Source organism: Streptomyces sp. P3 (genome assembly GCF_003032475.1).
Lineage (GTDB): Bacteria > Actinomycetota > Actinomycetes > Streptomycetales > Streptomycetaceae > Streptomyces.
The window spans coordinates 4,275,176-4,301,590 of the sequence record NZ_CP028369.1 but is presented as its reverse complement, the minus strand read 5'-3'; the positions used below and the strand labels follow the sequence as shown (position 1 = coordinate 4,301,590).

General features: G+C 72.5%; 22 protein-coding genes and 2 pseudogenes. 8 read left to right on the top strand and 16 right to left on the bottom strand.

Annotated elements, in window-relative coordinates; all coding sequences use genetic code 11:
* The first annotated feature begins 22 nt into the window (after nt 1-22).
* On the top strand, nt 23-1,465 hold the full coding sequence (locus C6376_RS19275; RefSeq protein ID WP_107444561.1) for a PLP-dependent aminotransferase family protein: 1,443 nt from the start codon (nt 23-25) through the stop codon (nt 1,463-1,465).
* A 292-nt stretch (nt 1,466-1,757) separates the two neighbouring features.
* Here C6376_RS19275 and C6376_RS19270 read toward each other — a convergent pair whose 3' ends face one another.
* Both C6376_RS19270 and C6376_RS19265 read right to left on the bottom strand, forming a co-directional pair.
* Nucleotides 1,758-2,012: a DUF397 domain-containing protein gene (locus C6376_RS19270; RefSeq protein WP_057580268.1), complete on the bottom strand. Its 255-nt coding sequence runs from the start codon at nt 2,010-2,012 to the stop codon at nt 1,758-1,760.
* Complete coding sequence (locus tag C6376_RS19265) at nt 2,013-2,873, bottom strand: helix-turn-helix transcriptional regulator (protein ID WP_107444560.1); 861 nt, start codon at nt 2,871-2,873, stop codon at nt 2,013-2,015.
* Nucleotides 2,874-3,114: 241 nt separating this feature from the next.
* Here C6376_RS19265 and C6376_RS46420 point away from each other — a divergent pair.
* From C6376_RS46420 to C6376_RS19250, 3 genes and pseudogenes are all read left to right on the top strand, one after another.
* A pseudogene (locus tag C6376_RS46420) lies at nt 3,115-3,657 on the top strand (ATP-binding protein); the annotation flags it as partial.
* A 479-nt stretch (nt 3,658-4,136) separates the two neighbouring features.
* Nucleotides 4,137-4,529, top strand: a complete 393-nt coding sequence (locus tag C6376_RS19255) for a hypothetical protein (protein WP_107449063.1) — start codon at nt 4,137-4,139, stop codon at nt 4,527-4,529.
* Between the two features lie 434 nt (nt 4,530-4,963).
* Complete coding sequence (locus tag C6376_RS19250; RefSeq protein WP_254076390.1) at nt 4,964-6,778, top strand: ABC transporter ATP-binding protein; 1,815 nt, start codon at nt 4,964-4,966, stop codon at nt 6,776-6,778.
* Nucleotides 6,779-6,920: 142 nt separating this feature from the next.
* Here the strand turns inward: C6376_RS19250 and C6376_RS44475 are convergent, their stop codons facing one another.
* From C6376_RS44475 to C6376_RS19225, 5 genes are all read right to left on the bottom strand, one after another.
* Nucleotides 6,921-7,097 (bottom strand): hypothetical protein, encoded by a 177-nt coding sequence (locus C6376_RS44475; RefSeq protein ID WP_173985681.1) that lies wholly within the window; start codon nt 7,095-7,097, stop codon nt 6,921-6,923.
* A 530-nt stretch (nt 7,098-7,627) separates the two neighbouring features.
* Entirely contained in the window at nt 7,628-9,532 is a 1,905-nt protein-coding gene (locus tag C6376_RS19240; RefSeq protein ID WP_173985680.1) for an FUSC family protein, read from the bottom strand.
* Nucleotides 9,533-9,849: 317 nt separating this feature from the next.
* Complete coding sequence (locus C6376_RS19235; RefSeq protein ID WP_107444559.1) at nt 9,850-10,227, bottom strand: hypothetical protein; 378 nt, start codon at nt 10,225-10,227, stop codon at nt 9,850-9,852.
* 252 nt (nt 10,228-10,479) lie between these two features.
* A complete protein-coding gene (locus tag C6376_RS19230) occupies nt 10,480-11,223 on the bottom strand; it encodes an aspartate/glutamate racemase family protein (RefSeq protein WP_107449059.1) in 744 nt (247 codons plus the stop codon).
* A 14-nt stretch (nt 11,224-11,237) separates the two neighbouring features.
* Entirely contained in the window at nt 11,238-12,716 is a 1,479-nt protein-coding gene (locus C6376_RS19225) for an NCS1 family nucleobase:cation symporter-1 (protein ID WP_107444558.1), read from the bottom strand.
* 154 nt (nt 12,717-12,870) lie between these two features.
* Here C6376_RS19225 and C6376_RS19220 point away from each other — a divergent pair, with 154 nt between their 5' ends.
* Complete coding sequence (locus C6376_RS19220) at nt 12,871-13,536, top strand: GntR family transcriptional regulator (protein WP_107444557.1); 666 nt, start codon at nt 12,871-12,873, stop codon at nt 13,534-13,536.
* 102 nt (nt 13,537-13,638) lie between these two features.
* Here the strand turns inward: C6376_RS19220 and C6376_RS19215 are convergent, their stop codons facing one another.
* Nucleotides 13,639-14,085, bottom strand: a complete 447-nt coding sequence (locus C6376_RS19215) for a DoxX family protein (RefSeq protein ID WP_107444556.1) — start codon at nt 14,083-14,085, stop codon at nt 13,639-13,641.
* Between the two features lie 295 nt (nt 14,086-14,380).
* Nucleotides 14,381-15,067 (bottom strand): annotated as a pseudogene (locus C6376_RS19210) (class I SAM-dependent methyltransferase); the annotation flags it as partial.
* A 160-nt stretch (nt 15,068-15,227) separates the two neighbouring features.
* Here C6376_RS19210 and C6376_RS19205 point away from each other — a divergent pair.
* Nucleotides 15,228-15,494 (top strand): DUF6343 family protein, encoded by a 267-nt coding sequence (locus C6376_RS19205; RefSeq protein WP_107444554.1) that lies wholly within the window; start codon nt 15,228-15,230, stop codon nt 15,492-15,494.
* Between the two features lie 10 nt (nt 15,495-15,504).
* On the opposite strand, the gene C6376_RS19200 is transcribed toward C6376_RS19205, so the two are convergent.
* From C6376_RS19200 to rpsA, 4 genes are all read right to left on the bottom strand, one after another.
* The gene (locus C6376_RS19200) at nt 15,505-15,885 is read right to left on the bottom strand and encodes a M48 family metallopeptidase (protein WP_107444553.1); all 381 of its coding nucleotides are present in this window, start codon (nt 15,883-15,885) and stop codon (nt 15,505-15,507) included.
* 50 nt (nt 15,886-15,935) lie between these two features.
* Nucleotides 15,936-16,556, bottom strand: a complete 621-nt coding sequence (gene coaE, locus C6376_RS19195; RefSeq protein ID WP_107444552.1) for a dephospho-CoA kinase — start codon at nt 16,554-16,556, stop codon at nt 15,936-15,938.
* Nucleotides 16,557-16,662: 106 nt separating this feature from the next.
* On the bottom strand, nt 16,663-17,601 hold the full coding sequence (locus tag C6376_RS19190) for a PAC2 family protein (RefSeq protein ID WP_107444551.1): 939 nt from the start codon (nt 17,599-17,601) through the stop codon (nt 16,663-16,665).
* 200 nt (nt 17,602-17,801) lie between these two features.
* The gene (gene rpsA / locus C6376_RS19185) at nt 17,802-19,304 is read right to left on the bottom strand and encodes a 30S ribosomal protein S1 (RefSeq protein WP_107444550.1); all 1,503 of its coding nucleotides are present in this window, start codon (nt 19,302-19,304) and stop codon (nt 17,802-17,804) included.
* A gap of 379 nt (nt 19,305-19,683) precedes the next feature.
* Between rpsA and C6376_RS19175 the strand changes: the two genes are divergently transcribed.
* Both C6376_RS19175 and hrpB read left to right on the top strand, forming a co-directional pair.
* Nucleotides 19,684-20,505 carry a class I SAM-dependent methyltransferase gene (locus tag C6376_RS19175; protein WP_107449058.1) on the top strand — a complete coding sequence of 274 codons (822 nt, stop codon included), beginning with the start codon at nt 19,684-19,686 and terminating at the stop codon, nt 20,503-20,505.
* A 121-nt stretch (nt 20,506-20,626) separates the two neighbouring features.
* Nucleotides 20,627-23,170: an ATP-dependent helicase HrpB gene (gene hrpB, locus C6376_RS19170; RefSeq protein WP_107449057.1), complete on the top strand. Its 2,544-nt coding sequence runs from the start codon at nt 20,627-20,629 to the stop codon at nt 23,168-23,170.
* On the opposite strand, the gene C6376_RS19165 is transcribed toward hrpB, so the two are convergent.
* The 3 genes from C6376_RS19165 to C6376_RS19155 all read right to left on the bottom strand — a co-directional run bounded on the left by C6376_RS19165 (nt 23,160) and on the right by C6376_RS19155 (nt 26,271).
* The gene (locus C6376_RS19165; protein WP_107444549.1) at nt 23,160-24,152 is read right to left on the bottom strand and encodes a DUF3068 domain-containing protein; all 993 of its coding nucleotides are present in this window, start codon (nt 24,150-24,152) and stop codon (nt 23,160-23,162) included. The genes hrpB and C6376_RS19165 overlap by 11 nt on opposite strands.
* Before the next feature lie 28 nt (nt 24,153-24,180).
* Entirely contained in the window at nt 24,181-24,315 is a 135-nt protein-coding gene (locus tag C6376_RS19160) for an SPW_0924 family protein (protein ID WP_107444548.1), read from the bottom strand.
* 204 nt (nt 24,316-24,519) lie between these two features.
* Complete coding sequence (locus C6376_RS19155) at nt 24,520-26,271, bottom strand: lytic transglycosylase domain-containing protein (protein WP_107444547.1); 1,752 nt, start codon at nt 26,269-26,271, stop codon at nt 24,520-24,522.
* Nucleotides 26,272-26,415 lie beyond the last annotated feature (144 nt).

Genomic DNA, 26,415 nt, shown 5'->3' with positions numbered 1-26,415 from the left:
ACCGCCGGTAGGGTGCGTTCCCATGGCGGATTCATGGGTCGATTCCGCGCGGCGGATCGGCGCGGACCTGCATCTGGAGCTGTCCGGGCCGGGCGGGCGGCGAGCAGCGCTCATCCGGGCGCTGCGCGAGGCCGTGCGCAGCGGACGGCTCACTCCGGGGGCCCGGCTGCCGCCCTACCGTTCACTCGCCGCCGACCTCGGCGTCGCCCGCAGCACGGTGGCCGACGCGTACGCGGAGCTGGTCGCGGAGGGCTGGCTGACCGCCCGGCAGGGTTCCGGCACGCGGGTGGCCGAACGGGCCGAGCCGCCGCGTCGGTCCGAACGCGCGGCCGTCAGGGCGCCCGCACGCGCGCGTGGCCCCCGGCACGATCTGCGGCAGGGCGTTCCGGACGCATCGTCGTTTCCGCGTGCGGCCTGGCTGGCCTCCTACCGGCGCGCCCTCCAGCAGGCCCCCACCGAGGCGTTCGGGCCCGGCGACCCCGCGGGACGCCTGGAACTGAGGGAGGCCCTGACCGAGTACCTGGCACGCGCGCGTGGCGTGCGCACCGTACCCGAGCGCCTGGTGATCTGCTCGGGCTTCGCTCACGCGCTGCGCCTGCTGTTCTCCCCGGGCAGCGGGGTGCTGCGCGGTCCGCTGGCCGTGGAGGCCTACGGGCTGGGCTTCCACCGGGAGCTGCTGGCGACGGCGGGCGTGCGGACGACGCCGCTGCCCCTGGACGAGGACGGGGCGTGCGTCGAACAACTGGGGCGCGAGCGAGCGGTGCTGCTCACGCCGGCGCACCAGTTCCCGACCGGCGGCCCGCTGCACGCGAACCGCAGGACGGCAGTGATCGACTGGGCACGCGCGCGTGGCGGCGTCGTCCTGGAGGACGACTACGACGGGGAGTTCCGCTACGACCGCAAGCCGGTCGGTGCGGTCCAGGGACTCGATCCCGAGCGGGTGATCTACCTCGGCTCGGTCAGCAAGAGCCTGTCGCCCGCGTTGCGCCTCGGGTGGATGGCGCTGCCCGGACGGTACGTGGACGGGGTCCTCGCGGCCAAGGGCGAGCGGGAGGCGTGGGCGAGCGTTCTGGACCAGCTCAGTCTGGCCGACTTCATCACGTCAGGGTCGTACGACCGTCACGTGCGGCGTATGCGGCAGCGGTACCGCGGTCGCCGGGACCGGCTGGTCGAGGCGCTCGCCACGCAGGCGCCGCACGTCGAGGTGACCGGGGTGGCGGCCGGTCTCCACGCGGTGCTGCGGCTGCCGCCGGGCACGGAGCGGTCGGCGCTGGAGGCTGCCGCGCGGCAGGGCGTCGCGCTGGACGGCCTGGCAGCCTTCCGTCATCCGGCCACGGACACGGCGGCGCAGGACGGACTCGTCGTCGGATACGCGACGCCGCCGGACCACGCCTACGGGGCGGCCCTGGAGGCGCTGTGCCAGGGGCTCCCGCCGGGCCCCCGGCGGCGCCCCGCCGACGGATGAGTCACGGCCGTCCGCCGACGGGGCAGTGGTCCTCGACGGGGCAGTGGTCCTTGCCGCCGAGGTATCCGCCGAGATGGCCGCCGAGCTATCCGTCGCATCTCCGTGCGGGACGGGGCTTGCCGGTGTCGGTCTCGACGGTGGGGGCCGGGTCCTTTCTGGTCGGTCATGAGGCACTCCGTAAAGCGCCTGACGCGGTCAAATGAAGATCAATCCAGTGCCAAAATCAGGAAGTCGAGCGGGAAAAAGGCAATCGGTAGACGGCCGCGGCATCGCAGAAACGTCACCGCTCACGTCAGGACAACAGGAAGTCCGCCTCTCCCGCCTTCGCTCCCTCGATGAAGGCCGTCATCTCGTCGGTGGTGTAGATCAACGCCGGACCGTCCGGGTCGGTGGACTGACGGACGGCGATCCGGCCGTCGGCGAGCTTCATCGCCTCCAGGCAGTTCCCGCCGTTCCCGCCGCTCCACGGCTTGTGCCAGCCTTCGCTGCCCAAGTCCCGCGCGGGCATGCCGTTGTAGACCCGTTTGCGCGGCTTGATGCGATCCATTCACAACTCCTTGCGGAGATCCCGGAGGATCTCCTTCGTGCGATGTGCTGTAGCGGCCTGTGCCGCCATGCGGTCCATGACCTCGAGGTGGGTCGCCACCTCGGTGCGCGCGTCCAGATAGACCGCGCCGGTCAGGTACTCGCTGTAGACCATGTCCGGAAGCTCCGGCATGGCGAATCGGAAGAGCACGAAGGGCCCGTACGTGCCCGGGTGCGGCCCGTTGGCGAACGGGGCGACCTGCAACGTCACGTTCGGCAGCTCCGCGGTCTCGAGCAGTTTGTCGATCTGCGCGCGCATCACCTCCGGGGCGCCGGCCGGGCGGCGCAGAACTGTCTCGTCCATCACGACCCACAACCGGGGCGCGTCTTCGCGGGTGAGCAGATCCTGGCGTTGTATGCGCAGCGCGACGAGGCGCTCGATGTCCTCCGGCCTGGTCTGGCCGATGGCGCCGGACCGCAGGACTCCGCGCGCGTAGTCCTCGGTCTGGAGCAGTCCGGGGACGAAGTGGGGCTCGTACTGGCGGATGAGGGCCGCGGCGCCCTCCAGGCTGACGTGCATCGAGAACCAGCCGGGCAGGACGTCGTGGAAGCGCTGCCACCAGCCCGGCTTGTTGGCGTCCTCGGCGAGCTGGACGAAGCCCTCGGCCTCCTCGTCGGTGACCCCGTAGGCCTTCAGCAGCAGCTGAAGGTACGGGATCTTGAGGCTGACCTCCGCCATCTCCATGCGCCGGACCGTGGCGGGCGCGACGCGCAGGATGCCGGCGGCTTCCTCGCGCTTGAGCCCGGCGCGTTCCCGCAGGTCCAGCAGACGCCGACCGAGGACGACCTGTCCGACCGTCGGCGCGGACCGCGGTTCGCTCACGCTCCACCTCCACGAAGAGCCCGGCCGGTCGCGCGGGGGCCCACGAGCCCCGCCCCGGCCGGTCCACGAAAAGAATCCCGACAGCCCTACGGCGCCACTCGAGGACGTGTCCGAAGATCTGTACGGATGAGTACGGATCTCCGGCCGGTCCCGACCGGCGCCGTTCTACGTGCTGTTGCGGAGCAGTGTGCCACGGCCCTCCACCGCGTCACACAGCACTCTGCATTTTTCAGAGTGACACTTGCCAAGTGTTCACGGCGGGGCGATAGTGGCAAGCGTGATTCCGTCCGCGCCCTTAGGAACAGACGCCGCCGCAGGCCGCCCCCAGGGTCTCGGTGCCAGCGCGGGAGCAGGCCCCGACCAGGCCGCTGCCGAGCGCCGGTTCCGATTCGAACTGGCCGCCCACCCGGGTTCCCCCGCCCAGGCCAGACGCCTGACGAGGGCCCGGCTGACGGGTTGGTCGGTGTGCGAGGACACTTGCGACACCGCCGCCCTGGTCGTCTCCGAGCTGGTCACCAACGCGATCGTGCACACCGCGAGCGACATCGTCGTCTGCGAGCTGCACGACGGCGACGACCTGGTCCGCATAGCCGTGCGCGACCAGGGCTGCGCGCCCGGTGAGCCGCATCCCTCTCCGCAGCGGCCCGAGGAGGAGCACGGGCGGGGACTGATCCTGGTCGAGGCCCTCTGTCACTCCTGGGGCGCCCAGGAACACGGGCCCGGCCTGCTGGTCTGGGCCGACCTGCCGCGCAAGGCCGACGTGCCTCGTGACCCGGCCGAACCCCGCAACAGCCTCGACGGCGACGCCGCCGCACCGCACCCCTGCGACCTCGGCGGCCTCCTCGACACCCGGGACGAGTTCCACGACGGCGCCGCACGACCGTCCGCCGACTCCGCAGGACCGCGCAACGACCTCGGCTGGAGCGCCCGCCCGAAACCGGGGACGGGCGACGACCCGGCCGACGGGGACGAGCCCGCCGAACAGCGAGTCCACGCGCCGGCCGGCCCGGCGGCGGCCCGCCCGCACCCCGCGTCCGGCACCGGCGTCCTGGCCTCCCGCGTGGCACCGCAGTGGCAGCACCGCGCGGCCGACCCCAACGTGGTCGAGGGCCGCGACACCCGACACGGCCGGGTGCCCGGCCACACCGCGGCCGCACTCCCGCTGCCGCTCCCCCACCCGCTCGAGCACGGTCGCGAGCGGGGAAGGACGTGAGCCCCGGCCCCGGCCGGGCCCCGGTGCGCACGCTCGACACACTGGTGCGCATGCGCCGCGGACCCGGCGGCGAGCCCTGCGCCGTCCCCCCGCGCCGGCTCGCCGTCCCGGAGGGCATGACCGCCCCGCTGGGCTGCGACGCCGTCTCCGTCCCCGCCCGCCTGGGCCCGCCGCTGATGTCGCGGCTGCCGCGCGTCGGCTGTGTCTACGCCGACCAGGCGCACTGGTGGTGGCTGGTCCCCGCGGACTCCGACTACGCGCTGGAATGGCCCGCCCCCGCGCACTACGCCACCGGCGCGCTCCTCACGGACTCCCCGCAGGTCCCCGGTCTCATCCACCGACCGGACGGCACCCTGCCGTACACCCCGCCGATCCCCCTGTACCTGGCCCTGTGCCGCCTCACGGGCACGACGCCCTCCTGGTCGCGGCCGATCAGCGCCTGAGAGACACCTTCCCGGCCTCCGGCGAACGGCCGTCATGCCCACCGTCCCGGCGCACGCCCGCGCGTGCCGTCTCCCTCCTCCTGCGCCCTGCCGTCGGGCCTTCTCTTCCCGCGATAGTGGCCCTCGTCCGCGATCGCGACCCGGGGAGGGCGACTGTGGGACAGGCACGACAGGCGGGCAAGGTGACGCAGGCGCGGCAAGGAGCGCGGGAAGGACAGGAGCAGGCCGAGGTGCGGGCCACGGAGCGCGGCAAGAACACCGGGGGAGAGGAACAGGAGGAACGGGAGCGGCACGAGGTGCCGGAGGCGCAGCGGACACGGCCCGACGAGCGTGACGTCTCCGAGTCGGAACGGCTGCTGTTCGGCGGACCGCTCCGCTACGACACGGGCTGGAACCAGCACCGGGACGCCTTCCTGGAGCTCAACTTCCGGGCCATGGTGACCCGCCTGCCGTCCCTGCTCACCGCCACGCTCCGGCTGGCCCGGCAGGCCGACCCGCGAGCCGCCCGCATCGTGGTGGCCGCCGAGATCGCCCGGGGCGCGGCGCAGGCGGTCGGCCTGCTGGCGATGAACGCCGTACTGGGCCGGCTGATCAGCGGCGGCGTGATCGAGGACCGGCTGCGCGGGGCCGCCCCGGCGCTGGCCCTGATGGCCGTCGTGCTCCTGCTCGCGGCGCTGCTGAGGGCCGCGTCGACGTATGCCACCGGGCGGCTGGAGCCCAAGGTGGAGCGGGTGGCGACGGAGCTGTATCTGGAGCGGGCGGCCGCGGTCGAGCTCGCCGCGATCGAGGACCACGCCTTCCACAAGCTGCTGGACACCGCGCAGTACGGAGCCCGCTCCAGCCGCTACATGATCAGCCACGGCACGCGCGTGGTGAACGCGCTGATCTCGCTGATCGCCTCGGCCGGCGTCCTGACGGTGCTGCATCCGCTCCTGCTGCCGTTGCTGGTGACGATGACCCTGCCCAGCGCCTGGAGCGCCCTGACGAACGCCCGGCGCCGCTACGAGTCCTTCCACACCTGGGTGCAGCACGCGCGCGCGGGGCACCTCATCGCCGGTCTGCTCACCGAGCCGGCGGCGGCGCCCGAGATCCGCGTCCACGGGGTCGGCCCGTTCCTGCTGCGGCACTTCCGCGCGATGTCGGAGACCGCCGAGGCGGAGCAGGCCCGGCTGGCCCGGCTCGCCGCCCGCACCGGACTGGTCGCCGCGACCTGGACGGGGGTGGCCACGCTGGCCACGTACGCCACGCTCGGCGGACTGCTGTTCACCGGGACGATGGCGCTGGCGGTGGCGGGGACGGCCGTCATCGCGATCCGCAGCGGCTCCGCGAGCCTCAACACCCTGGTCCTGGAGGTCAACCAGCTGCACGAGGAGGCACTGTTCGTGGGCGATCTGCAGCGGCTGTACGTCGAGGCGGCCGAACGGGCGATCCCGGTGGGCGGCGTGGCCCTCCCGGAGGACCCGCGCGAGATCCGCTTCGAGAACGTCACCTTCGGCTATCCGGGCGAGTCGGCGCGGCCCGCCCTGGACGACGTCACCCTCTCGCTCCCGCTGGGCCGGATCGTCGCGCTGGTCGGCGAGAACGGCTCCGGCAAGACGACGCTGGTGAAACTGCTGGCCGGGCTGTACAAGCCGGACCGGGGACGGATCCTGTGGGACGGTGTGGACGCCGCCGAGGCGGACCGGCACCGACTCGCCGAGCGGATCGCGATGGTGGCGCAGGACTTCAAACGGTGGCCGTTCACCGCCCGGGTCAACATCGCCGTCGGGCGTTCCGCCGCGCCGTTGACCGAGGAACGGCTGGCCGCCTCGATCGCGGAGGCGGGGGCCGGGGAGGTCGTCGCGGATCTGCCGCGCGGTCTGGACACCCTGCTCGCCCGGCACTTCAGCGGCGGCCACGAGCTGTCCGGCGGCCAGTGGCAGCGACTGGGCATCGCGCGGGCGGCGTACCGGCGCGGGCGCATCCTGATCGTGGACGAGCCGACGGCGGCCCTGGACGCCCGGGCCGAGCTGGAGGTCTTCGAGAAGATCCGCGCGCTGGCCGACAACGGCCAGACGGTCGTCCTGATCACCCATCGGCTGGCGTCGGTCCGGCACGCCGACCTGGTGCACGTCCTCGACCAGGGCCGGCTGGTGGAGTCCGGGACGCCGGACGAGTTGCTGGCGGGCGGCGGCGTCTACGCCGAGCTGTACGCGCTGCAGGCCGAGCAGTTCACGGTGCAGGCGCCGGCCCGGTCCCCGTCGGGCTGACACCCGTCACCCGCGGGCTGCCGCCGCCCCTCACGGGCGGCCGTCCCCCGGTCACCGGCGGGCCGGCGTCGGGCCACCGGGTCACCGGGCCGGGTCACCGGCCGCCGACACGGGGCCACCGGGGCACCGGGCGGCCGTCGTCTCACCGCGAGGCGTCGACGCTGCGGACGACCACCAGGAACGTGTCCGTGGCGAGGTCCATGACGACCTCGGCGGCCAGTCCCTCCATGCGCCGGGCGTGCGCGAACTCCTCCGCGGGCCACGACCCGCGTGGGCCGCCCGCGGGAAAGCGCTCGAGCACGGTTCGCCCGTTCACCATCTCGCACCTCCGATCAGCGTCGTGCTTGTAGGAGTTAACGCTTCACGGAGGCCGATCGCCTCGCCCGGTTGCGGGACTGAGACATAGGTGACACGCGTTAGGTGCGGAGTGTCAGTATCCGGTCACCTGACGAGCAACCCGGGCACCTCGCGTGTCAGCAGTCGTACGCGTCGTCACGACGCAGGCGCACACGGCTCCCGGAACCCGGCACGGTGAGGCCCAGCAGCCCGGTGGTCGAGGAGTCCGGCCCTGCCCCAGCCGCCCCTGGAAGACGCAATTCCGTGCCGACCTCCACGACATTCCTCGCCGACCTCCACGACGGGCGGGGCGCGCCGCTCGGCGTTGAGCACGTCACGCGCGCGTGCCGGTGCTGCTCCCTGGACCGGCACTTCCTCGCGCGCGACACGCCACTGCGCGCGAGACGGCCTCCGGCGGTTCCGGATACGCCCAGGGCTGCCTCTCCTGCGCAACGGGCCGTCGCAGGGCTGGCTGACGGGCCGTCCGGAACTCGTTCGCCGTCGCGGAAGACCTCAGCCCGGCACGGAGAGGTTCGCCCGCGTCGCGGGAGGCAGGGAGGGCGCCGGGCCGGGCAGCCCCACCCGTGCGCTGCCCGCCGCGAGTTCGCCGAGGAGTTCGGTGAGGCGTTTGCGGTGCCGGGCGGTGAGCCGTCCGGTGTCGTCGAGGTGGACCGCGCAGGCGGTGGTCGTGTCGACGAGCCGTTCCAGGACGGCGGCGACCTCGTCCGTGCCCTGCGAGTGGCGGGCGAGCGCGGGCAGTTCGTGGGCGGCGAGAGCGCTGGCGGTACGCGCCTCGGAAAGCGTGCGGTAGGCCTCACGGCGCAGCGTCCAGCGCACGGAGCGGTCGCCGGAGCCGTCGAGGACGTGGGCGAGGTAGGCGTATGCGGCGTCCGCGGCCGCGGCAAGCTGGGCGCGCACCTGCCCGCCGCGCTCCGTCGGCATCGGCAGATGCCCGACGATCAGCACGATCGCGCAGGCCAGCAGGGTCTCCACGATCCGGCTGACCGAGGCCTGCGGCTCCCCGCCCACCATCACCAGCGCCAGGACGAGGACGGTGGCGACGGCGGTCTGGGCGGCGAAGTGCCGGGTGGCGACCGGTATCAGCGCACCGCATACGGCGACCAGCGCGACCAGCCCCTCCGGCCGGGGCAGCACGACGGCGAAGCCGGCGAAGAGCAGCGCACCGAGCACGGTCCCCGCCGCCCGGCAGAGCACCCGGGACACCAGGGGCCCGAGGTCGGGTTTCACCAGGAAGACGGCCGTGGCGGGCAGCCAGTACCAGTGCGGGTGCCGCCCGTACTCGTGCGAGTGGTACAGGGCCTGCGCGACGGCGACGGCGGCGCCGAAGGACAGCGCGACCCGTAGCCCGTACTCCCGGCCGCCCGCCCCGAACGCGGCGCGCAGCAGGTCGCGCGCGCCGCGCCGCCGGGTGTGCAGATCGCTCCCGCGCCCCTGGTCGAAGGCGTCGGCGGCGTGCAGCAGGGCGTCGTCGAGGGCGCGCAGCGCGGGGGCGGACCGGCAGGGCGCCGGCAGCGGACCGGCGGGCGTGTTCCGGCGCACCGCGCCGGCCAGTCGACGGGGTCCGACGGACGCCCGATCCGAGAGCGGTTCCCCGGTCCAGGCCAGCGCGGTCGCGGCCTCGGCGAGCGGCAGTGCGGCGGCGTACCGGGCGTGCAGCCGCCGCTCGGCCGTGGAGCCCGCCCGGCGGCGCAGCCGGGGCCCGGCCAGGGCGTCCTGGGCGTGGTCGAGGGCGGTGGTGAGCGCGGCCCTGCGCTCGGTGGCGAGCCCCGTGCCGACGGTGTCGAGGAGCTCCGCGACCGCGTCGTAGACGCGGGCCACCGCGTCCCGCTCCCCGTCGAAGCGGAAGTCGCCGGCCAGCGCGCCCGGCGTGGGCAGCGCGAGCCGCAGTGCCAGCAGCCAGCCCGCCCCCGCGAGGTAGGCGAGAGCACGCGTCCATCCCGCCTCCGGCAGCGGCATCCCGGCCCCGACCGCCGCGCCGACCAGCAACTGCGTACCCGCCGCGGAGGCGACCGGCCCGATCGCGCTCATCCCGCCGGCGACGAGCCCGAGGCCGGTCAGGACGGCCGTCAGCGCGACGGCCCCCAACCGGTCGCCGCCGTACGTGCCGACGACCAGTCCGGCCGCCCCGGCGAGCGCGGGCGCCCCCAGCCGCTTGACGGAGGCCCGCCGGCTGCCGGGCCGGTCGTTGATTCCGGCGAGCATGGCGGCGATGGCGGCGACGACCCCGAGGGAGATCTGGCCGGCGAGCAGGGCGGCCAGGAGGAGGGGGCCTGCCGACAACGCCCCGCGGGTGACCGCGCTCCACGGCACTGGCCCGCGCTGGGTGCGCAGGGCGTGGGAGAGCCAGGGCGGCAGAACGGCATGTGCGCGAGCGGAAATGTGCGGGCGCGGGAACACGGAGCTCCTGTCGGGACGAGGGCGGGGTGTGCCTTCGGGCGACGGTGGCCGGGGCGGTCAGCGGTGAGCTGTGGTGTCCACGGTAGGTGGTGGTTCTGTGCGAAGCGGGGCCGTTGCGTTGCGACGAGGTGACGGCTGCGGCCGATCCCGGATTCTTTATGAACGCAACGCCCGAAGAGCGCCTCTGGTGCCGAAACGGGGCGTCCCGTACGGTCCATCCGCTCCTCGCGCCGACGCGGGGCGCACCGGGCGCACCGCGTCCGCGGCGTCTTCGACCCTCGCGCGCACGGCTTTCGCCTGCGCCGTGCCGGTCAGCACTACCACAGGTTCATGTGACGGTGGCGGGTCGGCGGATGGTCCAGTTCCTCGGCCGCGGCGAGGAGTGCTCCGGACGGGGCGGCACGCAGACGGTTGCGGGCCGTCGAGCGGAAAACGGCCAGGGCAGCGCGGGCACGCCGCTCGTAAGGGCCGTCGACCCGCGCGTTCAGACTGCGGGGAAAGGTGTGGGCGCGGAACGCCCGGACCAGCAGTACGGGCGTCGGACGTCGCCGCTCACGCCGCGCACGAGTCAGATCCGCCGCGTGGTAACGGAGTTCCACGAGACAGTGCCCGGTGACGAGGTGCCCGCCCCCGTCGGGCAGGTGAAGGGGCTCGACGCGATGCCGGGGAGGGACGTGATGGACGGTTCGGGACATGGCAGACCTCCTGGGGGCCGCCGGAACTTCCGGCGTGACCCGCTAGAAGTCCGCCGCCGTGAAACGGCCCAGGTTCTTGCTGCGCATGGCAGGAAGCCTGGCGAAGATGCTCCGCGCTGTCCAACGGTTAATTCCGCCGCGGGTGGGCGCCAGCCGCGCGCTCGGCGGGTGCGGGCGGAGGTGACCTGCGAACGGTCAGTCGCCGCTCCGGGGCCGTGCCCGCGCCTCCCCCTCGCCCGGCCGGCCCTCACGTCACCGGGCGGACGGCTCCGAGCCGTCCGTCCGTGCGGGCCGCCATGCCCTCCTCTTGGTCTCCGGTTTCGCGAAGCTCCCGGCCCGGCTGGTCGTCAGGCCCAACCCCACCAGCCCCTCCGCCAGCTTCACCGCCGCCCCCACTCCGTCGACGACCGGGAGGCCCAGCTTGTCCCCCACCACCCGCTGCAGCCCCGTCATCCCGGCGCACCCGAGGACCAGCACCTCGGCCCCCGCCTGCCGGGCCCGTTCGGCCGCGGCCAGAAAGGCGGCCTCGGTGCGCTCGGAGTCGCCGAGGTCGAGAACGCCGAGCCCGGTGCCGACGACGGCGGCGCAGTTGCGGCCCACTCCGGCGAGCTCCAGGCTGTCCTCGATCTGACCGCAGGAGCGCTCCAGCGTGGTCACCACCCCGTACCGGCGCCCGAGCAGACACGCCAGATGCGCCGCGGCCTCGGTGATGTCGACGACGGGCACCTCGACCAGCTCCCGCACGCCCTCCCGGCCGTGCTCGCCGAAACCAGCCATGACGACGGCGTCGTAGGGCGGTCCCTCATAGGTCCGCAACGCGTCCATGACCGCCGCCGCGGAGAGATAGCTGTCCAGCCAGCTCTCCGCCGACTCGGGCCCCCACGCGGGGGTCAGTCCGGTCACGGCGGTGCCCGGGCCTGCCGCGGCCCGGGCGCCTCGCACGATCTCCTCGGTCATCTCCCGCGTGGTGTTGCAGTTGGTGACGACGATCCGCACGTTCCGCACCCTGGTCAGACCTCCACCGGCTTCTCGTCGAGGGCCGCGGCGCCGGACGTCCGCTCGTCGCGGCACAGCAGGACGTAGAGGCCGGCGCCGAGGGCGGTACCGATGAACCAGGAGTAGGGAGCGACATCGCTGAACGTCTTCACCAGCGCGAGGACCGCCGCGACCGCCGCGGAGGGCAGGAACGCCCACAGGGCCCTGGGGTTGACGCCCTTGCGGTAGTAGTACCGGGAGCCGGGCCGTCCGTCGAAGAGCTCCTGCACGTCGACCCGGCCGCGCTTCACCCAGTAGTAGTCGACCATGATCACGCCGAACAGCGGGCCGAGGAAGGCCCCGAGGCCGCCGAGAAAGTAGTTGACGACGGTGGGGTTGGAGAAGAGGTTCCAGGGCGTGACGACCAGGGCGGCGACCGTGCTGATCATGCCGCCGATCTTGAACGTGATCTTCTGCGGCCAGACGTTGGCGAGGTCGTAGGCCGGGGAGACGAAATTGGCCACGATGTTGACGCCCATGGTCGCGACAGCGAAGGTGAGCGCCCCCAGGACGAGCACCCAGGTGTTGCCGACCTTGGCGACCAGTTCGGCCGGGTCGGTGATGGCCTCGCCGAACACCTCCAGCGAGCCGGCCGTCACGATCACGGAAACCACCACGAAGGCAGTCGAGTTGAGCGGCAGACCCCAGAAGTTGCCACGCCGGACCGTCCGGTAGTCGGGCGCGAAGCGGGAGAAGTCGCAGAAGTTCAGCATCAGCGTGCCGTAGGTGGCGAGGATCAGGCCGATCGCGCCGAACCACTGCCGCCACTGCTCCCCCACCGAAACCGGGTGCGGGGTGGAGGTGAGCGAGATGGTCCAGCCCGCCTTGGACAGCACCCACACCGCCAGTGCGATCATCACCAGCCAGATCGCCGGACCGCAGAAGTCCTGGAACTTGCGCACCGATTCCATGCCCCGGCTGATGATCAGCGCCTGGACCAGCCACAGGGACACGAACGACACCCAGCCGAGCGCGTCCAGACCCAGGAACGAGCTGTGCGTCCAGGACTCGAGACCCGGCCAGGCCGCCAGCAGCATCACGTTGACGGCGACGGAGGCCAGGTACGTCTGGATGCCGTACCACATGATGGCGATCACGGCCCGGATGAGGGCCGGGATGTTGGCCCCCCAGACTCCGAAGCTGATGCGGCTGACGACCGGGAAGGGCACCCCGTGACGCTGGCCGATCCTGCCCATCCAGTTCATGCCGACGTAGATGAGCACGAAGCCCACGAGGAGGGACGTGAAGATCTGCCAGACGTTCATGCCGAGGACCAGCAGACCGGCGGCGAAGGTGTAGTTGCCGAGGTTGTGGACGTCCGACATCCACATGGCGAAGAGGTCGAAGACCTTCCAGTTCCGCTTGTCGGCGGGTGCGAGGTCTTCGTTGGTGAGCCGGGGATCGGGGACGAACGCTGGCGCGCCGGTGACTTCGGCGCTGTCGGCGAGGGACACGGGGCCTCCCTGGGCGAGGGGACGGAGGAGGAGGACTACGACCGGTCGTTTGGTATACCAAACTGCGGACATGGTCCCGCCGTCAAGCGTTCTGACCGATGTCCGTCCCGTTACGGCCCGGTAAAAGCCCCCTCGCATCGGCGAGGATGGGTCCATGACGAAGATCGAACCGCTCGGAGCGGTGCGCGAGCGGGTGCTGGGCGCCCTTCGGCAGGAGATCATCGCCGGCAGTCTCCGCCCCGGAGACCGACTCGTCGAGCGTGAGCTCGCCGAGCGGTTCGGCGTCTCCAGGGTTCCGGTGCGCGAAGCCATCCGGGCCCTGGTGGCCGAGGGTTTCGTCCTGTTCGAAACCCCGCGCCGTACCGTGGTACGCCCCCTGAGCCCCACCGACGTCACCGAGCTCTTCGAACTGCGCGAGGCCCTGGAGGTCTACGCGGCCGGGCTGGCCGCCGCCCGCGCCACCCCGGAGGACCTCGCCGAGCTGCGTGAACTCCTGACTCGCGCGGCGAGCGCCACCGAAGCCGGCGACGCCGAGACGATCACCGACATCAACACCCGCTTCCACGACCGCCTTCTCGCGATGGCCGGCAACGCCCTGCTGATCTCGGTCATGGAACCCGTCGCCGGACGCCTGCAGTGGCTCACCCGGCGCAACGAGGAATGGCCCCAGCTCCTCACCGAACACCAGGAGCTCTACGACGCCATCGCCTCCGGCGACCCCGACCGCGCCCGCACGCACGCCCTCCACCACGTGCAGGCCAACTACCGCTCCACCGTGCGGCACCTCTTCCAAGACGTCCACGACGCCCCGTCCGCCTGAATCCCGCCGCCGGGAGTTCAACCGCCGCGGTCGCCGACCTCCCGCCCACGGCCACGGGCCGCGCGCCCTCGCCCCACCGGTGGCCGGCGCCCCTCCTCCCCGTCACACCCGGCGTCGTGCAGCCCGCAGCAGATCCGCGTTCGACTCACGTCGGGTCCAGGCGATGAGCGCGAGCGGCACCATCAGGATGAGCGGAGTCGCCGCGTTCTGACCGTCGAGGACCGCGACCTGGACGACGAACGCGCCCGCCATCAGCGCCGCCAGACCGATCGCCGCCAGCGACTGGAGGACCGGGATCAACAGGGCGACGGCACCGGCGAGTTCGAGGGCGCCGATGGTGTACATGCCGGCGTTGCCCCAGCCCATTTCCGCGAAGATCTCGGAAGCCGACGGGTGCGCGATCAGCTTCGGGAGCGCGCCGGCGATCCCGTAGAACAGGGCGAGGGTCACCTGCAGGCCCCGCAGGGCGATCCTGGCGCGGCGGCCTCCGCCGGTGGGAGCGGAGGGGGAGTCGGTCGCGGCGGCGAGCGGAGCGTCTGTCTCGGACATGGGGTTCTCCTGTGGTGTGCGGTCCGTCGTGGTGTCGTCCGTCGCAGAGGTAGACCGGCCTCCGACACCCAACTCATCGCCTCACAGCGGGATTTCCCACCCGTCAGGAATCCCCTCGCCCTTCCTCCCGGCCCTTCGCCTCCGCGCTGTCCTCCCTCCGCCCTTCGCCTCCCCGCCCTTCCTCTGCCTTCTCTCCGTCTCCTCCTCCCCCGACGCCCGTGGTGGCTTCGTCCCGCTCACCTGCTGTGCGGCGGTTCTCCGCAGGCTCCCGACTCCCTTCCGGTTTCCAGGCCGTCATCGGCACCGCCCGCACCCAGACCCTGTCCTCCGTCAGGTACCGGTCCACCCGCAGGCCGGCTTCGGCCAGTGCCTCCTCGAACTGTTCTCGGGTCAGGGGCCGGGACAGAAAGGTCTGTGTCCAGACGGCGTCGGGGAACTCGAGTTCCGCGCGCACGGAGTGGACGCCCTCCCCGACGGGCTCGGCGGAGACGATCCGCGTCGTGAAGCCGCTGGGGTCGACCCGTTCGCGGGGCAGGTCGGTGTGGTAGTCCTCGCCCTCCCGTTGGATCAGCACACACCCGCCCGCGGCGACATGGCGTAAGCAGGTTCGCAGCATCCCGCGCCGGACCTCGACGTCTCCGCTGTGCACGAGGAAGGAGGCGAGCATGACCACGTCGAACGTCTCGCCCAGGTCGAGGTGCTCGATGGGGCTGCATATCGTGCGTGCTCGACGGACCCGGTCGAGCATCTCGGCGGACTCGTCGACGGCGGTGACGGTGAATCCTCGCTGCAGCAGGGCGTGGGTCACTCGACCGACGCCGCAGCCGAGTTCCAGGATGTGGGCGCCGGCGGGCACCGCCGCCGCGATGACGTCCGGCTCGCTCCCGACGGGGAGCCGGGCGTAGAACTCGACCGCGCAGCCGTCGGGGGTGATCGCACCGGGGCCGGTTCCCTGGTGTCCGTCGCGCATTTCTCGTGTCATACCCGTCCAACGGACGGGTTGCCGAGGGCCGTTCCCGCTCCCTGCCGGTTCACCCGTTCGAGGGATGGCCCGCTGTTCGAGCGCGTCTGCCGGGGGGCGAAGGAGCCCGTGGATGACGTCCGGGCGGAGGAGTACGTTGAGGTGAGGAGCCGTGATCGGGATGCGTACGGGCAGTGAGCCGACGACAGCGCGCAGTGCGCTGCGGATGCGTCTGTGGCTGTCCCTGTGGGGGCTGGCCTGGGCGGTCTTCGGGACCGCCGCGTTCGCCGTGGTGGGACGCCCGGGGTGGGCGGCGGCCTGCGGGGCCCTGTGGCTGGTGATCACCGTCGACATGGCGGTCGTCGTCAGGCACATGCGGCAGGGCCCCCACTACCAGCCCGGCCGGGACGTTCCTCCGTACCTGCCGCCGGAGCGTCGTCCGCGGTGACGGCTCCGCCTCAGCCGTCGAAGCGGGCGGCCTTCAGGTACTCGGGGTTGGGATCGAGTGCGGCGGCCAGCCGGAAGTGACGTTTGGCCTGGTCGCCGCGGCCCTGCCGCTCGTAGGTACGGCCGAGTGCGAAGTGCGCGAACGCGTTGTCCGGCTCGCGCTCCAGCACGACGGTGAACTCCAGCTCGGCGGGGCGTAGTTGAGCGGCGGCGAAGAAGGCGCGCGCCCGCAGGAGCCGGGCGGCGGTGTTCTCGGGGTGTGCGGCGATGACCGAGTCGAGCAATTTCACCGCGCCCCGCGGGTCCCGTGCGGCGAGGAGCTGTTCCGCGGCACGGAAGTCGATGACGTGCGTCTCCGGAGTACGTCCGGTCGAACCTGCGGTATTGGGCACGGAAAAATCCTTCCCTTGCTGGAAGGGTTCAACGCGCGGAGTCGGCGGCGCTATTCCGGGGAGGCCTCGCGTCGCGCGTGTGCTCGGCGCGCGAGGTCGTCCCACACGTCCTGCACGCGTTGTTCGAGCTCCGCCAGTGGCACGTCGTTGTCGATCACGATGTCGGCGATCGCGCGGCGGTTCTCGCGGCTCGCCTGGGCGGCCATGCGGGCGCGGGCGTCCTCCTCGGTCATGCCGCGCAGCCGGACGAGCCGGTCGAGCTGGGTGTCGGGTCCCGCGTCGACGACGATGACGACGTCGTACAGGGGGGCGAGGCCGTTCTCGGTGAGAAGGGGGACGTCGTGGACGACGACGGCGTCCTCGGGGGCCGCCGTCTCGAGGTCGTGGGAGCGGGCGCCGACGAGGGGGTGCACGATCGAGTTGAGGAGGGCGAGTCGCTCGGGGTCGGCGAAGACGACGGAACCCAGCCGGGGACGGTCGAGGGTGCCGTCGGGTGTCAGCACGTCCTTGCCGAAGGCGTCGACGACCGCCGCGAGACCCGGGGTTCCCGGGGCGACGACCTCGCGTGCGATGCGGTCCGCGTCGATGAGCACGGCTCCGCGCTGGACGAGCAACCGTGACACCTCGCTCTTGCCGGCGCCGATTCCGCCGGTCAGGCCCACCTTCAGCATGAGCGAAAGCTTAGGGCCTGCCGGTGGCGGTGCGCCCGGCGGTCCCGGCCCACTGCTTCCCGGGCGGAGTTCTCTGCGCGGTGTCGCCCGGGAAGCAGTCGGCCGCTCAGCCCTCGCCCTCCCGTTCCGCCAGGAAGCGTTCGAATTCCAGGCCGATCTCGTCGGCGGAGGGGATGTCGACCGGCTCGGCGAGCATGTTTCCGCGGGTCTCCGCGCCGGCGGCGGCGTCGTACTGGTGCTCGAGGCCCTGGACGAGCGAGGTGAGCTCTTCGTCGCCTTCCTGGATCTGGCGGTCGATCTCGGTCTGCGTGCGGTGGGCGTCGGTGCGCAGGGCGTGGGCGATGGCGGGCAGGACCAGGCCGGTCGCCGCGGTGATCGCCTCGAGGACCGTCAGAGCGGCGTCGGGGTAGGCGGAGCGGGCGATGTAGTGCGGCACGTGGGCGGCGACGCCCAGGATGTCGTGGCCGGCTTCCATGAGGCGGTATTCGACGAGCGCTTCGGCGCTGCCGGGGACCTGGGCCTCGTCGAAGGGGCTGCGGTGGCCGGGCATGAGGTCGGTGCGGTTGCCGTGCGGGGTGAGGCCCACGGGGCGCGTGTGCGGCACGCCCATGGGGATGCCGTGGAAGTTCACGGACAGGCGGACGCCGAGCCGCTCGACGATCTGCTGCACGGCGGCGGCGAAGCGCTCCCACTCGACGTCCGGCTCGGGGCCCGACAGCAGGAGGAAGGGCGCGCCGGTGGTGTCCTGGAGGAGCCGTACCTCGATGGCCGGTTCCTCGTAGTCGCTCCACCGGTCGCGTTTGAAGGTGAGCAGTGGGCGGCGTGCGCGGTAGTCGACGAGCCGGTCGTGGTCGAAGCGGGCGACGAGTTGGTGGGGCAGCGAGTCGAGAAGCCGCTCGACGATCTGGTCGCCGGTCTCGCCCGCGTCGATGTATCCGTCGAAGTGGTAGAGCATGACAAGTCCGGCCGACTCCTGGGCCAGCGCCATGTCGACGACTGCCAGGCCCTTCGGCTCCCATGCGTACAGACTCTGCGGATCAAGCACTTGGACCGCTCCTCCTCGTGTTCCTTTCGGACAACGCCCTTGGGAGCGTGGGCATTCCCGTCCGCGCCTCATGATCGAACGATTCGTGCGGGGCGGGGCGGGGTCAGCACCGAGGGCCCGCACCTCGAAAGGTGCGGGCCCTCGGCCATGTACTACGCCTCAGTGGCTGCTATCTGCGGCCACCTGCTGCGATCTGCTGATCAGCTCTGGCCGCCGGCCAGCTTCTCGCGCAGCGCGGCAAGCGCCTCGTCCGAGGCCAGCGCGCCGGACGTGTCGGCGCCCTCGGAGGAGTAGGAGCCGCCACCGCTGGACGCGGCCGGAGCCGCACCGGCGGTGTCGCCGCCCTCGGCGGCGGCCTTCTCGTCCGCCTCGCGGGACTTGATGACCTGAGCCTGGTGCTGCTCGAAGCGCGTCTGCGCCTCGGCGTACTGGTTCTCCCAGACCTCACGCTGCGACTCGAAGCCCTCGAGCCAGTCGTTGGTCTCGGGGTCGAAGCCCTCGGGGTAGATGTAGTTGCCCTGGTCGTCGTACGACGCGGCCATGCCGTAGAGCGTCGGGTCGAACTCGACCGAGGCCGGGTCGGAGCCGAAGGACTCGTTGGCCTGCTTCAGCGACAGCGAGATCCGGCGACGCTCGAGGTCGATGTCGATGACCTTGACGAAGATCTCGTCGTTGACCTGGACGACCTGCTCCGGGATCTCCACGTGGCGCTCGGCCAGCTCGGAGATGTGGACCAGACCCTCGATGCCCTCGTCCACCCGGACGAACGCACCGAACGGAACCAGCTTCGTGACCTTGCCGGGCACGACCTGGCCGATCTGGTGGGTGCGGGCGAACTGCTGCCACGGGTCTTCCTGGGTCGCCTTCAGCGACAGGGAGACGCGCTCGCGGTCCATGTCGACGTCGAGGACCTCGACCGTGACCTCCTGGCCGACCTCGACGACCTCGGAGGGGTGGTCGATGTGCTTCCAGGACAGCTCGGAGACGTGGACCAGACCGTCGACGCCACCCAGGTCCACGAAGGCACCGAAGTTGACGATCGAGGAGACGACGCCGGAGCGGACCTGACCCTTCTGGAGGGTCGTGAGGAACGTCTGGCGCACCTCGGACTGGGTCTGCTCCAGCCAGGCGCGGCGGGACAGGACCACGTTGTTGCGGTTCTTGTCCAGCTCGATGATCTTGGCCTCGAGCTCCTTGCCCACGTAGGGCTGGAGGTCGCGGACGCGGCGCATCTCGACGAGGGAGGCCGGCAGGAAGCCACGGAGGCCGATGTCGAGGATGAGACCACCCTTGACGACCTCGATGACGGTGCCGGTGACGATGCCGTCCTCTTCCTTGATCTTCTCGATCGTGCCCCAGGCGCGCTCGTACTGGGCGCGCTTCTTCGAGAGGATCAGGCGGCCTTCCTTGTCCTCCTTCTGGAGAACAAGGGCTTCGATCTCGTCACCGACGGCGACGACCTCGTTGGGGTCGACGTCGTGCTTGATCGAGAGTTCGCGGCTCGGGATGACACCTTCGGTCTTGTAACCGATGTCGAGCAGGACCTCGTCCCGGTCGACCTTCACGATGACGCCGTCGACGATGTCGCCGTCGTTGAAGTACTTGATCGTCTCGTCGATCGCGGCGAGGAAGGCTTCCTCGTTACCGATGTCGTTGACCGCAACCTGCGGGGTGGTGGCGGTGGTCTCGGTGCTGCTCGTCATGTGGGAAAGGGCTCCGGTTACGGACAGAAAGTCGTAGGTACTGCTACGCCGGGAGCCCGTGTCGCTCTGAAGAAGCCGGACAGCCAAGGACGCGCCCCACCAGGAACTGGTGACGACGCCTCGAAAACCGAGGGGACATACAACAGATGCGAGCGCAGCCTGCTACGTCTGAGGTGCGCAGGCTCGCAGCGCAACTTGTAGCATACGGGGGCAGCCGGGCAGGGTCAATGCGCGAAGGCGCACACCCGGGGCGGATCACCGCATATCCGGCACACAACCTTTCTCCTGAGGCCGACGCAGGCCGCAGGAAGCCTCTCCGGCGACACCTCGGTGCGCCGTCGGGCGGGTTGCACGGAAGAGTACGACGAGGGAGCCCATCATCCAAGAGCCCGCATCGTCCGAGCCGGCCTTCGAGCCGGAAGCCACCCGACGCGACGCCGACGTCGCCGAGAGCTCCCGGGCCAACCGGGGCTGGTGGGACCGCAACGCGGACGAATACCAGGTCGAGCACGGCACCTTCCTCGGCGACGACCGCTTCGTGTGGGGACCCGAGGGTCTGGACGAGGTGGAGGCCGAGCTGCTCGGCCCGCCGGAGGAACTGAAGGGCAGGTCGGTCCTGGAGATCGGGGCCGGCGCGGCGCAGTGTGCGCGCTGGCTGGCCGCGCAGGGCGCCCGTCCGGTCGCGCTGGACCTCTCCCACCGGCAGCTCCAGCACGCGCTGCGCATCGGCGGCTCGTTCCCGCTGGTGTGCGCCGACGCGGGCGCGCTGCCCTTCGCGGACGCCTCCTTCGATCTGGCCTGCTCGGCGTACGGGGCGCTGCCGTTCGTCGCCGATCCGGTGCTGGTGCTGCGGGAGGTGCGGCGGGTGCTGCGTCCCGGCGGGCGTTTCGTGTTCTCGGTGACCCATCCGATCCGCTGGGCGTTTCCCGACGAGCCGGGTCCCGAGGGCCTGTCGGTGTCCGCCTCCTACTTCGACCGCACTCCCTACGTCGAGCAGGACGATCAGGGGCGCGCCGTGTACGTGGAGCATCACCGCACGCTCGGCGACCGGGTCCGCGACATCGTGGCGGGCGGGTTCCGGCTGGTGGACCTGGTCGAACCGGAGTGGCCGGCCTGGAACTCGTCGGAGTGGGGCGGCTGGTCCCCGTTGCGCGGAAACCTGATCCCGGGGACGGCCGTCTTCGTCTGCGAGCGGGACTAGGACCTCTGCGACCACTCGTTCCGTCCTGCCGTCCTGCCGTCCTGCCGTCCGCCGTGCCTCCCTGCCCGTTCCCGTACGCGCGTACGGGAGGGAGGGCGGGGCGTACGACACTGGGTGCGTGATCCCCCGTTTCGACGCCCTGGACGCGCTGCCCGTGCGGGCCGCCCTGCCTGATCTGAACGACGCTCTGGAGGGGCACGGCGCGGCCGTGCTCGCCGCGCCGCCCGGCACCGGCAAGACGACGCTGGTACCGCTGGTGTTGGCCGGGCTGCTGGGCGAGGGGCCCGCACGGCGGGTGGTGGTGGCCGAGCCGCGGCGTATCGCGGCGCGGGCCGCGGCACGGCGGATGGCCTGGCTGCTGGGCGAGCGGCCCGGGGACAGCGTCGGTCACACCGTGCGCGGGGAGCGGGTCGTGGGGCGGCACACGCGCGTGGAGGTGGTCACGACCGGTGTGCTGCTGCAGCGGCTCCAGCGCGACCAGGAGCTGACGGGTGTCGACGTGGTGGTGCTGGACGAGTGCCATGAGCGCCATCTCGACGCGGACGCCTCGGCCGCGTTCCTGTGGGACGTGCGGGAGACGCTGCGGCCCGAGCTGCGGCTGGTGGCCGCTTCCGCGACGACGGACACGGCCGGTTGGGCGCGGCTGCTGGGCGGGGCTCCGGTGGTCCGGGCCCACGGCTCGGCGTTCGACGTCGAGGTGGTGTGGGCGCCGCCGGTGCGTGCCGTGCGGCCGCCGCACGGGATGCGGGTGGATCCGGCGCTGCCGGCGCATGTGGCGTCGGTGGTGCGGCGGGCGCTCGCGGAACGGTCGGGGGACGTGCTGTGCTTCCTGCCGGGTGTCGGGGAGATCGCGCGGGTCGCGGGGCAGCTGGGGGCGCCGGCCGGGGTGGACGTGCTGCAGGTGCACGGTCGCTCGCCGGCGGCCGTGCAGGACGCGGTGCTGTCGCCCGGTGAGCGGCGCAGGGTGGTGCTCGCCACGTCCGTGGCGGAGTCGTCGCTGACCGTGCCGGGTGTGCGGGTGGTGGTGGACTCGGGTCTGGCGCGGGAGCCGCGGGTGGACCACGCGCGCGGGCTGAGTGCGCTGACGACCGTGCGGGCCTCGCAGGCTGCGGGACGGCAGCGGGCTGGACGGGCCGGGCGCGAGGCGCCGGGGGCGGTGTACCGGTGCTGGGCGCAGGCGGAGGACGGCCGGCTGCCGGCGTTCCCGGCTCCGGAGATCAAGGTGGCCGATCTGACGGGGTTCGCGCTGCAGGCGGCCTGCTGGGGCGATCCGGACGCGTCGGGGCTGGCGTTGCTGGACGCGCCGCCGGCCGGGGCGATGGCGGCGGCTCGGGAGCTGTTGACGGCGATCGGCGCGGTGGACGCTACGGGCCGCGCGACGGCCCGCGGGGTGCGGCTGGCGCGGTTGGGGCTGCATCCGCGGCTGGGGCGGGCGTTGCTGGACGGGGCGGCGCTGGTGGGGGTGGAGCGGGCGGCGGAGGTGGTGGCGCTGCTGAGCGAGGAGGCGCCGCGGGAGTACGGCGACGATCTGGCGGCGGCGCTGCGCGGCGCCCGGCGTGGGGGTGACGCCTACGCCGGGAGGTGGCGGTCGGAGGTGCGGCGGCTGCGGGCCGTCGCGGCGGACGTCGACGTGCCGCCCGCGCGGCAGGCGTCGTCGGCTGCGGGGAGCGCGGGGGGCGGGGCGGTCGACGGTGAGGATCTCGCCGTCGGCCGTGTGGTGGCCCTGGCCTTTCCGGAGCGGGTCGCGAAGTCCGACGGCGGGTCGTGGCTGATGGTGTCGGGGACCCGGGCGGAGGTGCGGGACGGATCGGGTCTGCGGGGCGCACGCTGGCTGGCCGTCGCCGTCGCGGACCGGCCGGTCGGCAGGGGGCACGCGCGTGTGCAGCTGGCGGCGGCGGTGGACGAGGAGGTGGCGCGGCTGGCGGCGGGTGCGCTGCTGGACGAGCGGGACGAGGTGCACTGGGCCGGCGGGGAGGTGGTGGCGCGGCGGGTGGAGCGCCTCGGGGCGGTGCAGCTCGGGGCGCGGCCGCTGCGGGACGCCGACCCTGCGCTCCTACGCGGTGCGCTGGTGGAGGGGCTGGAGAAGGAGGGGCTGGGGCTGCTGCGCTGGTCGGCCGAGGCGGCCGTCCTGCGACAGCGGCTCGCCTTTCTGCGGTTGCGGCTCGGTGAGCCGTGGCCCGACGTCTGCGACGCGTCGTTGTACGCGCGCGTGGACGAATGGCTGGAGCCGGAGCTGGGCCGGGCGCGGCGGCGGAGCGATCTCGGGCGGATCGACGCCGGGGCGGCGCTCGGGCGGCTGCTGCCGTGGGCGTCCGGCGCGGCGGGCCGGCTGGACGAGCTGGCGCCCGAGCGGATCGCCGTCCCCAGCGGGTCCCGGGTGCGGATCGACTACGCGGATCCGCAGCAGCCGGTTCTGGCGGTGAAGTTGCAGGAGATGTTCGGGCTGCAGGAGTCGCCGCGGGTGGCGGGAGTGCCGTTGCTGGTGCATCTGCTGTCGCCCGCCGGGCGGCCCGTGGCCGTCACCGCGGACCTCGCGTCCTTCTGGCGGGAGGGCTACAAGGGGGTGCGGGCGGAGTTGCGCGGCCGGTATCCGAAGCATCCCTGGCCGGAGGATCCGGCGGGCGCCGAGCCGACCCGGCACACCAACGCGCGGCTCAGGCGGTGACCGGCTGCGGTGTGGCGCGGGCCGCGGGAGCGCGCGGGCGGGTGCGGCGGGCGCGGGCCTCCAGGTACAGGGAGAGCGACAGGAGCAGGAGAGCCAGCAGGAGGAAGCTCCACGGCAGATAGGAGGTCATCAGCAGGACCAGGGTGCGGTTGGCCTTGACGACGGACACCGTGTGGTCGATGTAGTCCTCACGCATCTTGACGTGCCCGGCGAACGCGGTGACCTTGGCGCGGCCGCCGAGGAGGGTGCCGCCGCGCAGTTCCTCCTGGTGGATCTCCTCGCCGTTGACGGGTGCCCCGGTGACGGGTTCGACCCAGAACCTGCGGACCGTGGTGTACCAGCGGGTGGTGCCGGTCCTGGCGACGTCCGCCGGGGTGATGCCCTTGACCGGCATCGTCTTGGGCATGGCGACCCGGGTCCAGGGGACGGTCTGCTCGAAGTAGTAGACCTTCAGGCCGCGGAAGGTCCGGGTGCCCCGGTAGTGGATGGGGGCGCTGGTGCGGGTCTGGGCGTCGAAGTACTCGTAGTCGCGCTTCTCCGTCAGGAACGGCCACTTGAACTCGATGCCCTTGCGGCGGACGGGATCGCCGTCGACCGTCTCGCCGGTGGCGTGGACGGGTTCCTGGGTGTGGGCGTCGAAGATGTAGCGCTCGGGGACCCGGGAGACCATCTTGCCGTCGGGTCCCTGGACGTAGGACAGGCCGTCCCAGACGACGACGTCCCGGCCGGCCGTCTTCTCGATCTTCTCGGAGGCTTCGACGTCGCCCTTGAGGGTTTGCACGATGGTGACCTTCGGGACCGTGCGGGCCTTCAGGCTGCCGTAGTCGAGGAGGGTGGCGTTCTTCGCCTCCAGGACCATCGTCTGGTACTCGTTCGCGGGGATCTTGGCCAGGCGGGGGAAGGCGTACCAGCGCATCAGCGGGGAGAGCGCCGCGAAGAACACGGCGAGGGCGAGCAGGAGCAGGCTTGTCTTGCGGCGCATCTCGGCCTCCTTCGCGGACGGGGCGGGGTCAGGGGTGGGCGGGGACGGTGGTCAGCAGGGGTTTCGGGGAGGTCCGGCCGGCCGGGGCGCCGAGCGCGGTGACGGTGAAGACCAGGGCGAGGGCGAGGGCGAGGCCGGTCGCGGCGGCGATCAGAGCGCGCATCGGGGCCTCCTGAAGCGGCGGCGAACTCCCCACGGAGCTGACAGGGTGTCAGGTCGGGCACCGTAGCAACGGGCGCGCGAGATGAGAACACGTCGGACACGACGACGGCGGCCCCTCCATGCGCAGGAGGGGCCGCCGTCGTCGTGCGGAGGGCGGTGCGGACCGCGTACGGACGCGCGGGCGCGTGCGCCCGGCCGTACGTCCTTACGAAGCGGAGGCCGTCGCCTCCGGCTCCGGCTCCGACTCGACGGGTGCGGGGGCCGGCGCCGACGTCCCGGCGGCCGTGACGGTCAGCTCGACCGTGAGGACGGCTCCACCGGTGGTGGTGATGCGCAGCAGGTAGGCGCCGGCGGTGTCGCCCGCGTACAGCTGTGGCAGCCGCAGCAGACCGTCGGCGTCCGTCTGCAGGTCCAGGGTGCGGACGGGGCTGTCGCCGGCGCCCTTGAAGTACGGGCCCTTGTCGTTCGCCGTCGGATCGGACGCGGACTTGACCAGGGTGGCGGTGGCCGCGACCTTGCCCGCCGCCGCTCCCTTGTACGTGGCCTTCACCTCGACCGCGTCGGCGAACTCGCCGCCGACGGTGCAGGTGAGTGCGGTGTCGCCGGTGCGGGCGAGGACGTCGGCGGCGCGGGGGGTGACGGTGGCCGCGTAGTCGAGCGCGGACAGCGTGCGGCCGAGAACGGTGGCACGGACGGTGAAGGCGCCGCTCTTCTCGCCCGCCCGGAGGACGGGCGCGAGGGCGATGCCCCTGCTGTCGGTGACGATCGTGGCGACGCTCTCCCCGCCGGTGAACTCGGCGTCGGTGTCGCCGACGATGGTGAAGCGGATCCTGACCTTGGCGACGGCCTTGCCGGCCGCCGTCTCCGCCCGGGCGCTGACGCGGTCCGTGTAGGCGTTGCCCGCCATGGCGGTGATCTTCGCCGGGCCCGCGGCCTCGAGGTGGTGGACCGTCTCGGTCGGCGTGGGCGCGGGCGTGGGTGTCGGGGTCGGCTTCCCGGGCGTGGACGGCTTCGTAGGCTTCCCGGGCGTGGACGGCCTGGTCGGCTTCCCGGGCGTGGACGGGACCGACGGCCTGCCGGGCGTCGTCGGGACGGACGGCGAGGTCGGCGTGTAGTCGTCGCTGCGGTCGGTCGGCACGGTGCCGGTGCCGTCGGGGATCCCGTGCGAGCCCTTGCGGTAGTACTCCAGCCACGACAGGACGGTGTTCAGGTAGTCCGTGGAGTTGTTGTAGCTGAGGATCGCGGTGCGCATCCCGGACGTCGTCGACATGTCCCAGCCGTAGCGGCACAGGTAGTGGCCGGCGGCGAGGGCGGCGTCGTAGATGTTGTTGGGGTCCTTCTTGCCGTCGGCGTTGCCGTCGCGGCCCGCCCACGCCCAGGTGGACGGGATGAACTGCATGGGGCCCACGGCGCGGTCGAAGGTCCTGTCGCCGTCGTAGGCGCCGTTGTCGGTGTCCCTGATGTTGGCGAAGCCGCTGCCGTTGAGGACCGGTCCGAGGATCGGCGAGACGGTCGTGCCGTCGGCGGTGACGTTGCCGCCGCGCGCCTGGCCCGACTCGACCTTGCCGATGGCGGCGAGGAGTTGCCAGGGCAGGTTGCAGCCCGGCTTGGCCTGCGCCAGCTGGGCCTCGGCCTTCTTGTAGGCGTCCAGGACGGTCGCCGGAATGCCCGCCTCGCCGCCACCCGCGGGAGGAGTGGCGGAGCTCTGGGTCGGAGCCGGGTTGGGGCTGTGCAGGGGCGGCAGGTCCGTGTAGTACGGCGAGTTGCCGGTGGCGCTGTCGTCCGTGCCGGCGTCGGTGCCCGTCTCGGTGGCGGGAGTGTCCGCCGCGGTCCGTCTGCCCTGGGTGTCGGCCGTGACGTCCGGTGCCTGGGACGCGGCCAGAGCCGCGACCGCCAGTGCGGCCACGGTCGTGTTGACCGCTCCCTTGCGCAGCCTTGTGCCGAAGTGCGCCGACATGAAGAAAGACCCTCCCGGTGTCGCCGTTGCCACTCACGTGACCCATCAACTGCCACTCGTGTGACGATCAACCCGCCCCACAGGTTGCACTCGTGGGCGTTTTGCGCTGTTCTGTTCCTCTGTTCGGCGCGCCTTCGGGCGCGG

What these genes read in the sequence shown, in the direction of transcription:
- C6376_RS19165 (WP_107444549.1), bottom strand. Translation starts at nt 24,152, where the DNA reads ATGCGCCGCAAGACAAGCCTGCTCCTGCTCGCCCTCGCCGTGTTCTTC.
- C6376_RS44475 (WP_173985681.1), bottom strand. Translation starts at nt 7,097, where the DNA reads ATGGTGAACGGGCGAACCGTGCTCGAGCGCTTTCCCGCGGGCGGCCCA.
- C6376_RS19155 (WP_107444547.1), bottom strand. Translation starts at nt 26,271, where the DNA reads ATGTCGGCGCACTTCGGCACAAGGCTGCGCAAGGGAGCGGTCAACACG.
- C6376_RS19275 (WP_107444561.1), top strand. Translation starts at nt 23, where the DNA reads ATGGCGGATTCATGGGTCGATTCCGCGCGGCGGATCGGCGCGGACCTG.
- rpsA (WP_107444550.1), bottom strand. Translation starts at nt 19,304, where the DNA reads ATGACGAGCAGCACCGAGACCACCGCCACCACCCCGCAGGTTGCGGTC.
- C6376_RS19205 (WP_107444554.1), top strand. Translation starts at nt 15,228, where the DNA reads ATGCGTACGGGCAGTGAGCCGACGACAGCGCGCAGTGCGCTGCGGATG.
- C6376_RS19215 (WP_107444556.1), bottom strand. Translation starts at nt 14,085, where the DNA reads ATGTCCGAGACAGACGCTCCGCTCGCCGCCGCGACCGACTCCCCCTCC.
- C6376_RS19270 (WP_057580268.1), bottom strand. Translation starts at nt 2,012, where the DNA reads ATGGATCGCATCAAGCCGCGCAAACGGGTCTACAACGGCATGCCCGCG.
- C6376_RS19250 (WP_254076390.1), top strand. Translation starts at nt 4,964, where the DNA reads ATGGTGACCCGCCTGCCGTCCCTGCTCACCGCCACGCTCCGGCTGGCC.
- C6376_RS19220 (WP_107444557.1), top strand. Translation starts at nt 12,871, where the DNA reads ATGACGAAGATCGAACCGCTCGGAGCGGTGCGCGAGCGGGTGCTGGGC.
- C6376_RS19160 (WP_107444548.1), bottom strand. Translation starts at nt 24,315, where the DNA reads ATGCGCGCTCTGATCGCCGCCGCGACCGGCCTCGCCCTCGCCCTCGCC.
- C6376_RS19255 (WP_107449063.1), top strand. Translation starts at nt 4,137, where the DNA reads ATGCGCCGCGGACCCGGCGGCGAGCCCTGCGCCGTCCCCCCGCGCCGG.
- coaE (WP_107444552.1), bottom strand. Translation starts at nt 16,556, where the DNA reads ATGCTGAAGGTGGGCCTGACCGGCGGAATCGGCGCCGGCAAGAGCGAG.
- C6376_RS19235 (WP_107444559.1), bottom strand. Translation starts at nt 10,227, where the DNA reads ATGTCCCGAACCGTCCATCACGTCCCTCCCCGGCATCGCGTCGAGCCC.